Origin of the sequence: Stenotrophomonas maltophilia group sp. Smal32 (genome assembly GCF_030237085.1) — a bacterium.
Classification (GTDB): Bacteria; Pseudomonadota; Gammaproteobacteria; order Xanthomonadales; family Xanthomonadaceae; genus Stenotrophomonas; species Stenotrophomonas maltophilia_Q.
Map to the genome: position 1 here is coordinate 63557 of NZ_JASJSI010000003.1, position 14745 is coordinate 78301.

Consider the following 14745-nt stretch of genomic DNA (forward strand, 5'->3'; position numbering starts at 1 on the left):
GTTGGGGGTACAGAGGGCCTGCATGTGGTGGCGGGTGTCTCCTCCCGGTATCGTTGTTAGCAACGTCACATCCGCAAGGTACGGCCTATGCCGCGTCAGCCAACCATTTCGTACAACACTAGCCTCGGAGCTGATGGAAAACCAAAGGCAATTACAGCTGATTACTACTTGGCCACGACTCAGGATGTGATGCAGTTCTATTGCTTCGATGAGCCGGCAGAACAAGGCAGCGAGGGCAAGTGGCAGCTCATCGATCAGTTGGATCGAACGCGTCTACTCGGCGCCGGCGACAAGGCGACGGCCAAGACTTGGGCTAAGCGCCTGGGCCTCAAGTCCTGGACCTATGTCCGCGTCTGACCTCATAGGCGGGCCCCCTGAGTAGTCGTCTCGCCATGGCGGCATCCGACCTAAGCAGACATTCCTCCCACGCCGGCTTTGTAGCCTTAGTTCCGAAGTAAGGCTAGGAGATTGGGGGGGCAATGCGGGCCACCATGACTGGTTTATAGTCAGCTGCCGGAGTAAGTTGGGGGGGGCACCATGCTGGTCAGGCGGTTCGGCAGGCACGTTGGTGTGGGGGGGCGGTGCGGATGACACGTTGTACTCAGGGGAAGCATCGATAGTCATGGCGGCCAATCTTGATGCCAGTACGATATCCGTTAGGCAGACGCTCGCGCTGCTCGATGGTCCGTTCCTAACAGTCGCGAATGGCATAGCCGAAAGCCGGTACGCGTTCTGGCTCGGATCAGGCATCTCCTTCGGTCGCGTGGAAGGCCTGCGACAAGTGATTCCCCGCGTCCTGGAGTTTCTCCGCGCGCGGAGCGATCCGACACGGGACGACTGTCGCTTCAGGATCGCGATCGACAACGCGCTTGACTTGGCTCCGCTCTCCGCGGACGAGCGCGCCCGCGTCGATTTCACCGTTGCGTTTGCTGACTGGCCCGATGCCAACGCTATCACCGACAGGCTTATCAACAACTATGCGCGCCTGCTGGACGTGCAGGTGGCGGACGAAGCCGAGGACTACCTGCTCTGGGACGGCGTCGACGTCGCCGCGACGTACGCCAATCCGGCGACGGAACCGGACGTGGAGCATCTGTGCGTGGCCTTGCTGGTGCTGGAAGGCGCGGTGACGGAACTCGCGACGGCCAACTGGGATGGACTCATCGAAAAGGCGGCCGACGAACTGACGGGCGGCCAACCGTGCCTCGTCGTCTGTGTCCGCCGCGAGAACCTGCAGGAGCCCGCGCAGAGGGCATGGCTCTACAAGTTCCATGGCTGCGCGCCGCTGGCAGTTCAGGACGAGGCACACTATCGACCATTCCTGATTGGCCGCGCCTCCCAGATCAATGGGTGGGCCGCGCACGCGGAGCACCATGCGCTCGTGAACAAGCTGGTCGGCATCATCATCAGCAAGCCTACGCTGATGATGGGGTTGTCCGCACAGGACGCGAACATCCAGGCGTTGTTTGCTGCCGCACAAAACCACTCCCCGTGGGCGTGGCCTGGCGATCGGCCTAGCATCGTCTTTTCGGGAGATCGGGTTGGCGCGGACCAGCATGGCATGCTGCAAAACGTCTACCGGGCGAGCCTCAATCCCGGCAACCGGCAGCAGGTCACCGACGGTGCGCTGATCCGGGCCTATGCCAATCCGTTGCTCGTTGCGCTGGTGCTTCACGTGTTGTCGGCGAAGCTGTGCAAGCTAGTGGAAATCGCGCCCACCGCGTTGAGCGGTGCCGATCGTGCCGAGCTTTGTGCCGGGATCGTGCAATTGCGCAATCTCGTAGCCGATGAAGCAAACGGCGACAGGCTGGGGTTTGTCAGGGCTTTTGTGGATGGCTCGAGCCGGTTAATCAGTCTCTATCGCGATGGCAACGTGGGGAACACGCCGCGGGTGTATCACCCGTTGACCGATGTTCCTCTGCACCGCATCGATGGCAACGCCGCGATCCCGGCGTCGGGTCTACGCGAACTCGCCGTTGCGATTGGTATCCTCGGCATGGGTGTGCGCGACGGCCACTGGGCCTTGGGCGGCACCGACGTCGATGACCCCGGTTCGGGCGTTCTTGCAATCGAATCGGCGCTGGGCGCCACCAACGTATTGTTTGCGGCGAACAGCCATGTCGCGCTGAAGCTCCAGCACAACGGGCACGTCGCGGCCGACGCGATCCTGCTGCATGGCGCCGAGATCGCCGCGGTGATGCCGCGTTCACCACGTGCAGCACCGGGCCGAACGGGCAAGCGCGCGCCGCGCGAAGTCAGCGTGGCCGATCTGCTGGTGGAGGCGGCGGACTCCGGCGACCTTATGCAACGATTCCGTGAGGCAGTTGTGATATGACCGCGACCACGCCAGTGGAACGCATCAGCGACATCCTCGAGGCGGCCGGGTATCGACGGCTGTCGGGTCCCCTGAAGATGGCGGGACTGGGGTTCGACTTCCCCGCGGTTTTCGTCGGCGCCGACAGATCCGCCGATCTGATCCTCGTCGCGGACACGGCGTTCGAGGCTGCCGCGCGCATCCAGCGCAAGGTCGAGGGCGTCGGCAGGGCGCTCGACGTGCTGCGATCCAAACGGCCGGTCACGGTCGTGCTTGCCGGTCCAAGGCCGGAAGCCGAGGTGATCGACGCGATGACCAAGGTCGGGCGGGTGCTGCCCGTTGGCACGCAAGTCGACCAGGATCCGGCCGTCGCGTTGAGGAACTGGCTGGCGGTCCTGCTGCCGCTCACGCTGCCCCAGCCGAGCCAGGATGTAGTCGATCCGCTGGCTTCCGTGCAAGCGGTGTCCAGTGATATCGACGCGCAGATTCGCGGATTGATCGACGTGGCTGCGCAGGGTGCGGACGCGGTGCAGACGAAGCTGCACGACATCCTCAAGAAGACTCTCGGTGAAGGGGACGGAGCACTATGACCCGACTCACGTCGATCAGCGTGACGGACTTCCGCAGCATCCGCGGCTCCCTCAGCGTGCCGCTCGATGCGCCCGTGGTGCTGATACATGGCCAGAACGGCGCGGGGAAAACCAGCCTGCTTTCGGCGATCGAACTGGGCTTGACCGGAGAAGTGCCATCTCTGGCTCGGGTCGATCCGGAATACATCGGGCATATGGTGCACAAGGAGGCCACAGAAAGCCGCATCCAGCTCAATGTCGATGGACTGGCGCTATCTCGCGCAAATGCCGACTTGCGGGTGTCCCGCACGGCAATCGCCGGAGCTCCGTTGTTGGGCGGGACGATGTCTCGTTTCTACAGCGAACGCTGCTTCCTGGCGCAGGCGACGCTGGGGCGCCTGTTGGAGCTCTATGAAGACAAGGATGCCCGCAAATCCGATTCGAGGCTGACCAAGTTCGTCAAGGATCTGCTAGGTCTGGATCATCTGGACGCATTGATCGACGGCTTGCACGATGCCGGCGACGTGCGCCGCCTGCGTACGACGGTGCCCGCGTTCTGGGAAGCCAGGGAGAACATCCCGGCGCTTTCCAGAGACTTGGAACGCCTGCAGCTTGACCTCGCCGCGATTGCGGATGCCGAGTCGACGGCGATGGCGACGGTCGCCGAAGCGCTGGGCTTGCTCGCGATCGAGCCCGGAGACCTGACCGACTTCGCTGTGCTCAGGAAGCGTCTCGGTGGCACGTCCGAAGAGGGGGAGCTGCAACGCCTGGCGGGATTGCGTCGTAGCCTCGGAGCCGTCGAGCAGCAATGGACCGCCATGGCGGACGGCACGGTTCATGCGCGAGGCGAGGCAGAAGTCAGGGCTGCGGACGCGGCTTCCGCATTCGAAGCATGGGAGATTGAAGACGGACAGCGGCTGGAGCAGACGATCGGGAAGGCCGCCGCGCTATTTCCTGACCGGCAACTCGGCGCCGAAAGCGGGCCTGCGGCCCAACATGAGGCGGTGGCGCGCAGCATCGAAGCCGAGCGTGGACGCCTTGCGGCGTTGCTGGCGCGGTCCGCCGCCGATGACGCCAAGCTCGCCGGCCTCGATCAGGAGATCGAACGCGCGCAAGCCCGCAGCGCCGTCCTGGAACAGCAGATTGCCGAACACACACAGAATGCCGGTCAGCTCGCCAAGGCTCTGAGCGAGATCCTGCCGCACGTGCACTCGAACGACTGCCCCGTATGCGCGCGGGACTTCGCCGAAGTGTCGGCGGTCGACCTGCGCGCGCACCTGACCGAGCGCGTCAGCGAGCTCAGTGGGCATGCCAGCCACCTGCAGGCGCTTTCCCGCGAGCGCGCCCAAACCATTGCGGCCTTGACTGAGGCTCAGCGGCAGCGTGAGACGCTATCGAGCCAGCGACTGGATTCGACTGTGCGCGACAATGCGAAAACACGGTTGGCGCAGCTGACGGAACTCTCCCAGGTGCTCGCGGGATTGAAGGAAATCGCGCACACAGGACAAAGGTTGACCGAGGAAAACGTCGCCGCGAACCGTGACCTTGTCGCCCTGCAATCGCGTGATTTCCAAGGCGAGTCGATACGCGAAACTCTAGGTGGTCTGGCGCAGACCTTGGCCACGGCGGGTCCAGGGGACAACGAGGGTGTGGTCGAAGCGGTTGGGCGCTTGGCCGCGGACATCGCGGCACGAAACGTTGAACTGGAGAAACGCTTGCAGGCACGGCGCAATGCGATCTCGCAGCTGCGGGAACTCGAGTCGCTGCGTGGGCGCCACGATTCCTTGAGGAACGACATCCGGACTCTCGAAGGTCGGATCGGCGACCTGACGACGAAGAAAGACAAGGCAGAGAAGCAGATATTGGACGCACGGGAGCTCGCGAAGCGGGCGCGTGACACGCGGACGGACATTGTCCGCAGGGTCTTCAATGATTCGCTGAATTCGATTTGGCGAGACCTGTTCGTGCGCCTTGCGCCGGAAGAACCGTTTGTTCCTGCGTTCGCGCTGCCGAGCAACCCCACTGGTGCCGTGGAGGCGGTGCTTGAGACGCTGTATCGATCAGGCGGAAAGGGCGGCAACCCCCGTGCCATGCTGAGCGCAGGAAACCTGAATACCGCCGCGTTGACTCTATTTCTATCCCTGCACCTATCCGTCGAACCGCTATTGCCGTGGCTCGTGATCGACGATCCGGTGCAAAGCATGGACGAAGTGCATATTGCCCAGTTCGCCGCGCTGCTCAGAACGCTGTCGAAGGAGCATGGCCGCCAAGTCATCATCGCCGTGCACGAGAAGCAATTGTTCGACTACCTTGCCTTGGAGCTCGCGCCGGCGTTCCAGTCCGACCGCCTCATTACGATCGAGCTGAGCAGGGGCGCCGACGGGGCGACGCTGATGGACTACAACCCGGTCGTCTGGCATCAAGATACGGCGATTGCTGCCTAATAGGCAGTTAGTGAGGATCTTCTGAAACGCATGGTCTCCCTTCCACTGAATGACGGGGTAGATATGGCCGGGTATGAGCACGAGTCTGGGCTAAGGAAAAATGTCCGCTCCTGGCCGATAGCGGACATAGGCCCCGCGGCGAATGTCCACCTCTTCTTTGGCGATTCGGTCAGAGCTCAATTCAATCTGATCAACTGCCTACCAGCTTGTCGACTTCGCCTGCGAAATGATCTTGGGATCTGGGAAGCTACCCTTGAGAGTGCACCGAGGCGACCGCGATGGCGGGTTTCCCCTCAGGCGCCATGCCGGTCTACAATAGACCGTCAAATACCTAACGGATCGGCTAGCGATGACTCCACCCTGACGCTTGATTGAAGAAGCGATCCAGACACATAGGTCTGGAAGGGTGCCTGTTTCTTTCGTTTGGCGCGCACGGCTGTGCGCGGAGATCATTTTCTATGTCTGCAATTTATCCCCTGCGCCAGCAATGGCTCGGTAACATCCGTGGTGACCTGCTGTCGGGCATTGTCGTTGCGCTAGCCCTGATTCCTGAGGCAATCGCGTTTTCCATCATCGCCGGCGTCGACCCAAAGGTAGGTTTGTATGCCTCGTTCTGCATCGCCGTCATCACCGCCATCGCCGGTGGCCGCCCTGGCATGATCTCGGCTGCGACCGGCGCCATGGCGTTGGTGATGGTCACGCTGGTGCGCGAGCACGGCATTCAGTATCTGTTTGCCGCCACCATCCTGGCCGGCGTCCTGCAGATGCTGGCCGGCGCCCTGCGGTTGGGCTCGCTGATGCGCTTTGTGTCGCGCTCGGTGGTGACCGGATTTGTGAATGCACTGGCGATTCTCATTTTCATGGCGCAGCTTCCCGAGCTCATCGGCATGCCGTGGATGGTGTATGCGATCTGTGCTGTGGGTCTGGCAATCATCTACCTGCTGCCGCTGCTGACCAAAGCCGTTCCTTCGGCATTGGTGGCGATCGTGGTTCTCACGGCCGCTTCCATGTATTTCGGCTTCCAGGTACGCACCGTAGGCGACATGGGGGCGCTGCCTGACAGCCTGCCGTCGTTCCTGATTCCGGATGTGCCATTCACCTGGGAAACACTCCAGATCCTGCTGCCGGTTTCGGCGACTTTGGCGGTCGTTGGCTTGTTGGAATCGCTGATGACCGCGCAGATCGTCGAAGACATGACCGATACCCCGAGCCAGAAGAATCGCGAATGTGCGGGCCAAGGCTTGGCTAACACCGTAACGGGCTTCTTTGGGGGCATGGCAGGCTGTGCAATGATCGGCCAGTCGGTGATCAACATCACTTCCGGTGGCCGGGGCCGTCTCTCGTGCCTTGTGGCCGGCGTGGTTTTGCTCCTTCTGGTTGTTTATGGGTCAAACCTGGTGAGTCAGATTCCAATGGCCGCACTGGTCGCAGTGATGATCATGGTCAGCATCGGCACCTTCAGCTGGCGCTCGCTGCGCGAGCTGGCCATTCATCCCAAGAGCTCTTCGGTCGTGATGATTGGCACGGTCATCGTGACCGTGGCTACCCACGACCTCGCCAAAGGCGTGTTGACAGGCGTGATCCTGTCGGCGGTGTTCTTCACCCGCAAGGTCGGCAAGATGCTGATCATCGACGACACCCAGGTCGAGACCGACTCGCGCGTCTACGTTGTGAAGGGGCAGGTGTTCTTTGCGTCTTCTGGACAGTTCGTGAGTAGCTTCAGCTATCTGGATGTCCCCAAGGAGGTCATCATCGATCTGAAGGACGCCCACTTCTGGGACGTGACCGCCGTTGATGCGCTCGACCGGGTAGTGATGAAGCTGCGCGAGCACGGCGCGACCGTTGAGGTGTTCGGTCTCAACGATGCAAGTGAGACCTTGGTAGACCGCTTGGGAAAGCATCGTACGCCAGGCGCCACACGGTCGTCGGGCCATTGAACAGATGAGCGAAGCGGGCACCGAGGGGTGCCCGCTTCCTTTTCGGCAGTCATCGAGTTGACATATGGCAAGGCAATACTTCGATTATTCTAGATAAATGGTTGCGATGACATGCGTCCCCTGAATGTTCTGTTCCTTTGCACAGGCAACTCGGCGCGCAGCATTCTTGCCGAGGCACTGGCCAGCCATTTAGGGCGCGAACGTATCCGCGCTTACAGTGCGGGCAGTCATCCCAAGGGCGTAGTTCATCCGGTGGCCCTGCAGGTGCTCTCGGAGATTGGCTTCGACGTTGCCGGGCTGTCGAGCAAGCCGTGGGATGCATTCGCAGGTCCGGAAGCACCGCAGATGGATCTCATCGTAACGGTGTGCGATCGTGCCGCGGGTGAAGCGTGTCCCGTGTGGCCAGGCCACCCGGCTACCGCCCACTGGGGCATCCCCGACCCGGCCGCAGTGCAGGGCAGTGCTGATCAGGTCCATAAGGCGTTCCTGAGCACGCTTCACCAGCTCCAGCACCGTCTCGGATTGCTGTTGGCGCTTAAGCCTGAAGCGCTGGACCGCATGGCCCTGCAATCGCAGGTGCGGGCGCTGGGCAATGGCGCCGAGGCTCACGCGCCAGATAACACCGGAGAAGCCTCCCCGATGTAGTCGCTGATCTGCCTTACTGCCTCGCGCGCGTATCGGGTCACCCCGATCAGCGTGGCCGATGCTGCGCCATTCCAGTCGCCATAGCCAAGCAGCCAAACCGATGGCGCTGCGACCGACCGAACCTGGGTGTCATCCACGTCGATCCGACCACGAGCGTTGACAATGCCCAGTCCTTCCAGGTGCGACAATACCGGCCGGAAGCCGGTGCACCAGATCATCGCGTCGAAGTTGCGTTCGCTGCCATCTGCCCACTGCATGCCGGTGGCGGTGAAACGGACGGGTGGCGGCATGGAGACCAGTACACCGCGGCGCCGTGCGTCCACCACCGGCGGCACCATCACGATGTCGCCAAAACCATCCCGCTGAATATCCGGCTCGCGTCCTTCCTGCTGAGCCCTCCACTTCTCGGTTGCGCGTGCGAACAGAACGCGCCCGTCGACATCGTCGGCCAGGAAGGCTGGCTCCCGCTGGGTGATCCACGTGGTCTTGGCCACCTTGGAGACCTCGGCCAGAATCTGTGCGCCTGAGTTGCCGCTGCCGATGATGGCCACGCGCATTCCGGCGAAGGGTTCGGGATGGCTGTAGTGGGCCGAGTGCAGCTGCACGCCGCCGAAAGCGTCCAGACCTTCATATCCGGGCGTGCAGGGATGCCGCCACGTACCCGTGGCGCTGATCACTGCACGTGTCTGCCACTGCCGGCCGTCATCTGCTTCCACCCGCAGCCGGCTCCCCGAGCGGCTGATGCGTTTCACCTGCACGGGACGGATGACAGGCAGCGCATACTTATGCTCGTAGCGCGCGAGGTAGTCGAGCACTTCCGCCTGCGACGGGTACGGTTCCCGGGTAGCAGGCATCGGCCAACCGGGAATCGAGCTCCAGCCCGCCGGCGAGAACAGATGCAGGGATTTCCACGCATGCTGCCACGCCCCGCCAGGTGACGTTTCGGCATCAAGAATCACATAGGACAGCCCGCTGCGACGCAGAAAGTAGCCAGCCGAAAGACCCGCCTGGCCACCTCCGATCACCACGACATCGACGCTTTCCATCGGGACTTCCTCATGCTGCAGCACCTAGGCGGTTCAGCGGCTCCGTGCATCGGCAGGAAAGTAGCTTTTGCCCAGGCGCAGGGCGACGTGGACCAGCAGAATCAGCACGGGCACTTCCACCAGCGGGCCGATAACAGCCGCGAAGGCTACCGGGGAAGCCAGCCCGAACGCCGCGATCGCCACGGCGATGGCCAGTTCGAAGTTGTTGCCTGCTGCGGTGAACGCGATCGCGGTGGTGCGGGGGTAGTCTTTGGCGATCAGCTTGCCCATGAAGAAACTGATGACGAACTGGATGATGAAGTACAACGTCAGCGGGATCGCGATGCGTACCGCGTCCATCGGAATCCTCAGCACATCGCCGCCCTTCAGGCTGAACATCGCCACGATGGTAAACAGCAGTGCGGCGAGGGTTACCGGGCTGATGGCGGGCAGGAACGTCTCTTCATACCATTGCACGCCCTTGCGCGCCTTCAACCATCGGCGGGTGAGGAAGCCCGCCAGGAACGGGATACCAAGGTAGATCAGAACAGCCTCGGCGATGGTCCAGAAACTGACATCGATGACGCTGCCCTGCAGACCGAACACCGGCGGCAACCAAGACAGGAAGAACCACGCGTAGACGCTGAACAGCGCAATCTGGAAGATCGAGTTGAATGCCACCAGCCCAGCGACGTACTGGCCGTCACCGCGGGCAAGCTGATTCCAGACCAGCACCATGGCGATGCAGCGTGCCAGCCCGATCAGGATCAGGCCGGTCATGTACTCGGGGTAATCGCGCAGGAACAGCACGGCCAGGCCGAACATCAGGAACGGACCGACGATCCAGTTCTGCAGCAGCGAGAGCATCAGTACCCGTTTGTCGGCGAAGACCCGCGGCAGTTCCTCGTACTTCACCTTGGCCAGCGGCGGATACATCATCAGGATCAGACCAATCGCGATCGGGATGTTGGTCGACCCTATGGAGAGGCTGTTCAACGCGCTGGGCACACCCTCGAACAACGCCCCCATACCAACGCCGAGCGCCATGGCGGCGAAGATCCAGAGCGTGAGATACCGGTCCAGGAAGGACAGGCGGGAGGTATCAGTGGTCATGGGGATTTCCGGAAGGACGGTCAGTTGATCTGTGCGATCGGGTCGAGCCGGGCCTTGAGGGCCTCGCAGTCATCCCAGGCGCTGTCGGAGATCTCCAGGAAGGCCCTCAGGCGCGCCTTGATGATCTGGTGCGCGCGATCAAAGGCTTCGGCTTTCTCTCCGTCCGAGCCTTCAACGCCGGCCGGATCGAACAGGCCCCAGTGCACCCGTACAAAGTCGCCGAACACTACCGGGCATGCCTCGACCGCCGCGCTGTCGCAGACGGTGACGATCAGATCCATCGGCGCGGCATCCGCTTCGGCGAACTCGTCCCACGACTTGCTGCGAAGGCCGTCCACCGGGAAACCCTCGCGCTGCAACTGAGCAATGGCAAACGGGTTGACACGGCCGGCCGGCTGGCTGCCGGCGCTGAAGGACTCGTAGCGGTCTTGGCCCCACTTTTTCAGGGTCGATTCGGCCAACACACTGCGAGCGGAATTACCGGTACACAAGAACAGGACGCGACGGGTCATCTGAGCGATCTCTAAGGTGGGTTGGTCAGCAGCCTGCGGGGCGTTCACAGGCCTGTTCGTCGGCACAGCAGTTTTCAGTGAGGTAGGCCACCAGCTCGTTCATTGCCACGAACTCGGCCCGGTAGCAGATGGTCCGGCCACGTTGCTCGGCGCTGATCAGTCCCGCAGCCAGCAGTTCCTTCAGGTGGAAGGAGAGCGTGGCGCCAGGCAAGCAGAGCGTCTGGGCAATGTCACCGGCCAGCTTGCCGCCGCTGCCGGCCTGTACCAGCAGGCGGAAGATCGACAGGCGGGTGGCGTGGCCCAGGGCAGCAAGAGCGTGGGTTGCAGTGTTATGTTCCATAATTCTAGAATAATGGAATCGATATCGCAGGACAACCCCGTGCAGCAGATCCCCAACGTGGTCCCAGGTGCCTTAGACATCCCGACGGCCACCAAGCTCAACGACCCGGCCGCGCGGCCGCACCGCCCGCGCATCCTGATCCTGTACGGCTCGCTGCGGCCTCAGTCGTTCAGCCGCAAGCTGGCGCTGGAGGCGCAGCGGCTGCTGGAAAAGCTCGGGGCGGAAACCCGCCTGTTCGATCCACACGAGCTGCCGATGCTTGACTCGGTGCCAGCCACCCACCCAAAGGTGCAGGAGCTGCGCCAGGCCTCGCTGTGGTCGGAGGGCCACGTGTGGGTCAGCCCGGAACGCCATGGCACCCTTACCGCGGTATTCAAGAACCAGATCGACTGGCTGCCACTGGAAGAGGGCAGCGTGCGCCCCACCCAAGGCCGCACGCTGGCCGTGATGCAGGTCTGCGGCGGTTCGCAGTCGTTCAACGTCGTCAACGCGCTGCGTGTGCTCGGCCGGTGGATGCGGATGGTGACGATCCCCAACCAGTCCTCGGTCGCCAAGGCCTGGCAGGAGTTCGACGACGAAGGTCGAATGAAGCCTTCGGCGTACTACGATCGCGTGGTGGACGTCATGGAGGAACTGGTCAAGTTCACCCTGCTGGTGCGTGGGCGCAGCGACTACCTGGTGGACCGTTACAGCGAGCGCAAGGGGGCCATCGAGGCGGCGGCGCTGGCGGCCGCTGCAGGGGTGGTGGAAACTGTTTTTAACGAGGAGGAAAGTGCGTGAACGCGGTCATCTACCACAACCCCAAGTGCGGCACCTCGCGCAACACTCTGGCGATGATCCGCTTCGCCGGGATCGAGCCGGAAGTGATCGACTACCTGGCCCACCCGCCAAGCCGCGCGCGCCTGGTCGACCTCATCAGGGCCGCGGGCTTGAGCGTGCGCGACGCCATCCGGCAGAAGGGCACTCCTTATGACGAGCTAGCATTGGGCGATGCGGCACTGAGCGACGACGCGTTGCTTGATGCCATGCTGGCGCACCCAATACTCATCAATCGTCCTTTCGTGCAAACCGATAATGGCACGCGCCTGTGCCGGCCTTCCGAACTGGTGCTGGATATCCTGCCGAAGCTTCCCGGACCATTCCGGAAGGAAGATGGAGAGTTGGTGGCCGAGCACAGGGGAAGCCCGGCGACCTAGTCTGGGTGCTGGGCCGGGCTGGCCGCCTTTGAGAACAACAGGAGATCCTGCCTCATGCCGACGCTCCATCCCGCAAAAAGCGAAAGTGCGTGGCGTGTCTTCATGGTGTTCCTACGACTGGGACTGACCTCGTTCGGCGGCCCGATCGCCCATCTGAGCTACTTCCGCCTCGAGTTTGTCGAGCGCCGCCGGTGGCTGACGGACCGTAGCTACTCGGATCTGGTGGCCTTGTGCCAGTTCCTGCCAGGCCCAGCCAGCAGCCAGGTTGGGATGGCGCTGGGCTTGGCTCGCGCCGGCTGGCTTGGCCTGCTAGCCGCCTGGGCAGGTTTTACCCTGCCATCGGCCGTACTGATGATCCTGTTCGCATTTGGCGTTGCTCGATACCAAGGCATCCTCGAATCCGGTTGGCTGCATGGCCTGAAGATCGTTGCAGTTGCCGTGGTGGCTCAGGCGGTATGGGGAATGGCCCGGACCCTATGCCCGGACCGTCTGAGGGCAGGGATGGCGCTCGTCGCCGCCGTATTGACGCTGGCACTACCCTCGGTCTTCGGCCAGATGGTGGTGATCATCTGCAGCGGCCTGCTCGGTCGCTGGGCGCTGAAAATCGAGCCTGCCCAGCGCCATTTAGCTTGCAGCTATCCCGTCTCGCGAAGAACGGGCACGGTAGCGCTGATGCTGTTGGTGCTGCCGCTTGTTCTGCTGCCTGTGTGGGTGGTAGCTAGTGGCTCCCCGTTGGCTGTGCTGTTGGAGGGTACGTACCGTGCTGGTGCTTTGGTCTTTGGCGGCGGCCATGTCGTACTGCCGTTGCTGCAGACTGGGGTTGTCCAAAGTGGCACGGTGACCACCGCGGATCTGCTCGCTGGGTACGGTGCGGCGCAGGCGGTGCCAGGCCCTCTCTTCACTTTTGCGGCGTACTTGGGAGCCCTGGCCGAGGGACCGCTGGGTGGCTGGCTTGGAGGCCTTGTGCTATTGGCAGTCATTTTCCTGCCAGCCTTTCTTGTGCTCGTGGGGGCGCTGCCGTTCTGGGAGGCCCTGCGCCACCGAAAGGCTTTGCAAGCTTCGATTGCTGGCGTCAACACCGGGGTGGTTGGGATCCTGCTGGCTGCGTTGTACGACCCGGTGTGGACGAGTGCGATCCATGACCGATGGGATGCAGCGATGGCGCTGGTTGCGTTCGGGCTACTGGCCCTCGCGCGTACACCGCCGATCCTGGTTGTGTTGCTGGCTGCCATGACGACCTGGGCCCTGCCACGGTAACGCCGCCAGGTCAATCAGGCGCGCCTCTGCAGCACAACATAACGTCTGCTTCTGGCCAGCAGCGGTCATTCACAATCCCTCGGTCAAGTCGATTCGCAGGACGCGACCGTGACAGGCCCTAGCTAGAGATATTTTCTCGCGCGGCGATTCTCTCGACCAGTGTATTGATCGCCGCCTCCATGGCGTGGGCAGTCTTGTCGCCGCTCTGGTTGGTGATGACGAAAATGCCAAGGTCATACTTCGGCATGATGTAGATATAGCACTGCGAGCGGGGCACACCACCATGATGGGCATAGTAGGTGCCCTTCAAGCGGTCGCCGCCGACGATGTTCCAGAAATAGCCGATGCTGAACTCGGAATCGAATTCGACGAGAGTACGGTGCGATTCCGTCACGACGGGCCCGCCGGCCAGCTGGAACTTGAGGTACTTCACCATTTCCTGAACGGTCGCCTTTACGTTCCCCGATGCTCCCCAAGGCAACTCCGGCATGGGCGAGGTCGGTACCGCGTTGTCACCGTGGTAGCCGACCGCAAGCCGGGGCGCCTCAGCATCGCCCAGCCTGATTCTGAGGTCCGCCATTGCCGCGGAATCGCGAAAGAATTCGCGTAACAGCGACTCATAGTCGCTCTTGTAAACCGTCTCCAGAATATGCGCCGCCAGTTGGGTTCCAGCACTGGAGTAGGCATAATCCTTTCCGGGCACTTGGTGAATCTCGACGGCATGCAGGTCCCTGAAGAAATCCGCCTTGCCATAGCCGGCGTAAATAGCATTGAGTTCACGAGGCGTACGCTGATCGGTGAAGTCCGCGAGCACCGTGTTCGCGCGTTCCGGCAACATGTTCGGAAGACCGCTCGTATGCGACAGCAGGTGACGGATGCGGATGGGGTCGCCCTTGTACTGCAGGTTCGGATAATCGCCGTGCAGATACTTCCGGACATCGTCGTCCAGCCCCAGCCTGCGCTCCAGGACGGCGTTGGCCATCAGGGTCCCTGCCATGGTCTTGCTCAACGAACCGATTTCGTAGAGGGTCACGTCGGTCGGAGGGCTCAGCCTGCCGGCTTCCATGTTGCCGCGATGACGGATGAATTCCTGGCCCCGATATACGACTGCGATCGAGGTTGAGTGGAGCAACGGCTGCTGTATCAGTGTTGCGGCCACCTCATCGAGGTCCGCCCCGAGATCCTTTGCCGGCACATGCTCGCCCTTGCAGCCGGCAGCCAAGAGCACAACGGACAATACGAAGTAGTTGAGCCACCGCCCGTTTTGAACAATCCTCGAAATCGCTTGCATGCGTCTGTGCTTGAAGGGTTGTGGCAAGAACTCTCAAGATAGCCGAACACCGAGGGCCGCACACCTGTCCCTGTTCTCGCGGCGGCCGCCGCTGGCGCCAGC

14 protein-coding genes are annotated in these 14745 nt (G+C 62.4%); 9 read left to right on the forward strand and 5 right to left on the reverse strand.

Going from position 1 to position 14745, the window contains the following annotated elements; genetic code table 11:
* Positions 1-87: 87 nt before the first annotated feature.
* From QRO91_RS01255 to QRO91_RS01280, 6 genes are all read left to right on the forward strand, one after another.
* Positions 88-357, forward strand: a complete 270-nt coding sequence (locus QRO91_RS01255; protein ID WP_134970386.1) for a hypothetical protein — start codon at positions 88-90, stop codon at positions 355-357.
* A 265-nt stretch (positions 358-622) separates the two neighbouring features.
* Positions 623-2335 carry an SIR2 family protein gene (locus QRO91_RS01260; protein ID WP_005420879.1) on the forward strand — a complete coding sequence of 571 codons (1713 nt, stop codon included), beginning with the start codon at positions 623-625 and terminating at the stop codon, positions 2333-2335.
* Entirely contained in the window at positions 2332-2904 is a 573-nt protein-coding gene (locus tag QRO91_RS01265) for a hypothetical protein (protein WP_005420877.1), read from the forward strand. The genes QRO91_RS01260 and QRO91_RS01265 overlap by 4 nt, the downstream gene beginning before the upstream one ends.
* Positions 2901-5327 (forward strand): AAA family ATPase, encoded by a 2427-nt coding sequence (locus tag QRO91_RS01270; protein WP_005420876.1) that lies wholly within the window; start codon positions 2901-2903, stop codon positions 5325-5327. The genes QRO91_RS01265 and QRO91_RS01270 overlap by 4 nt, the downstream gene beginning before the upstream one ends.
* Positions 5328-5785: 458 nt before the next feature.
* On the forward strand, positions 5786-7264 hold the full coding sequence (locus QRO91_RS01275) for a SulP family inorganic anion transporter (protein ID WP_005420874.1): 1479 nt from the start codon (positions 5786-5788) through the stop codon (positions 7262-7264).
* Positions 7265-7375: 111 nt separating this feature from the next.
* On the forward strand, positions 7376-7909 hold the full coding sequence (locus tag QRO91_RS01280; RefSeq protein WP_072167338.1) for an arsenate reductase ArsC: 534 nt from the start codon (positions 7376-7378) through the stop codon (positions 7907-7909).
* Here the strand turns inward: QRO91_RS01280 and QRO91_RS01285 are convergent.
* Genes QRO91_RS01285 through QRO91_RS01300 form a run of 4 tightly spaced genes read right to left on the reverse strand, consistent with a single transcriptional unit; the run spans position 7870 to position 10899 of the window.
* The gene (locus tag QRO91_RS01285; protein ID WP_021202115.1) at positions 7870-8955 is read right to left on the reverse strand and encodes an ArsO family NAD(P)H-dependent flavin-containing monooxygenase; all 1086 of its coding nucleotides are present in this window, start codon (positions 8953-8955) and stop codon (positions 7870-7872) included. The genes QRO91_RS01280 and QRO91_RS01285 overlap by 40 nt on opposite strands.
* A gap of 33 nt (positions 8956-8988) precedes the next feature.
* Complete coding sequence (gene arsB, locus QRO91_RS01290) at positions 8989-10047, reverse strand: ACR3 family arsenite efflux transporter (protein ID WP_005420869.1); 1059 nt, start codon at positions 10045-10047, stop codon at positions 8989-8991.
* A 20-nt stretch (positions 10048-10067) separates the two neighbouring features.
* The gene (locus QRO91_RS01295) at positions 10068-10559 is read right to left on the reverse strand and encodes an arsenate reductase ArsC (RefSeq protein ID WP_032954697.1); all 492 of its coding nucleotides are present in this window, start codon (positions 10557-10559) and stop codon (positions 10068-10070) included.
* A gap of 25 nt (positions 10560-10584) precedes the next feature.
* Positions 10585-10899 (reverse strand): helix-turn-helix transcriptional regulator, encoded by a 315-nt coding sequence (locus QRO91_RS01300; protein ID WP_005420865.1) that lies wholly within the window; start codon positions 10897-10899, stop codon positions 10585-10587.
* Between the two features lie 39 nt (positions 10900-10938).
* Here QRO91_RS01300 and arsH point away from each other — a divergent pair, with 39 nt between their 5' ends.
* Genes arsH through chrA form a run of 3 tightly spaced genes read left to right on the forward strand, consistent with a single transcriptional unit; the run spans position 10939 to position 13352 of the window.
* Positions 10939-11679, forward strand: coding sequence for an arsenical resistance protein ArsH (gene arsH, locus QRO91_RS01305; RefSeq protein WP_031269347.1), 741 nt, complete (start codon positions 10939-10941; stop codon positions 11677-11679).
* The gene (gene arsC / locus QRO91_RS01310) at positions 11676-12095 is read left to right on the forward strand and encodes an arsenate reductase (glutaredoxin) (RefSeq protein ID WP_005420861.1); all 420 of its coding nucleotides are present in this window, start codon (positions 11676-11678) and stop codon (positions 12093-12095) included. The genes arsH and arsC overlap by 4 nt, the downstream gene beginning before the upstream one ends.
* 54 nt (positions 12096-12149) lie before the next feature.
* Positions 12150-13352, forward strand: coding sequence for a chromate efflux transporter (gene chrA, locus QRO91_RS01315; protein ID WP_005420859.1), 1203 nt, complete (start codon positions 12150-12152; stop codon positions 13350-13352).
* 118 nt (positions 13353-13470) lie between these two features.
* On the opposite strand, the gene QRO91_RS01320 is transcribed toward chrA, so the two are convergent.
* The gene (locus QRO91_RS01320) at positions 13471-14643 is read right to left on the reverse strand and encodes a serine hydrolase (protein ID WP_285310198.1); all 1173 of its coding nucleotides are present in this window, start codon (positions 14641-14643) and stop codon (positions 13471-13473) included.
* Positions 14644-14745: the final 102 nt, after the last annotated feature.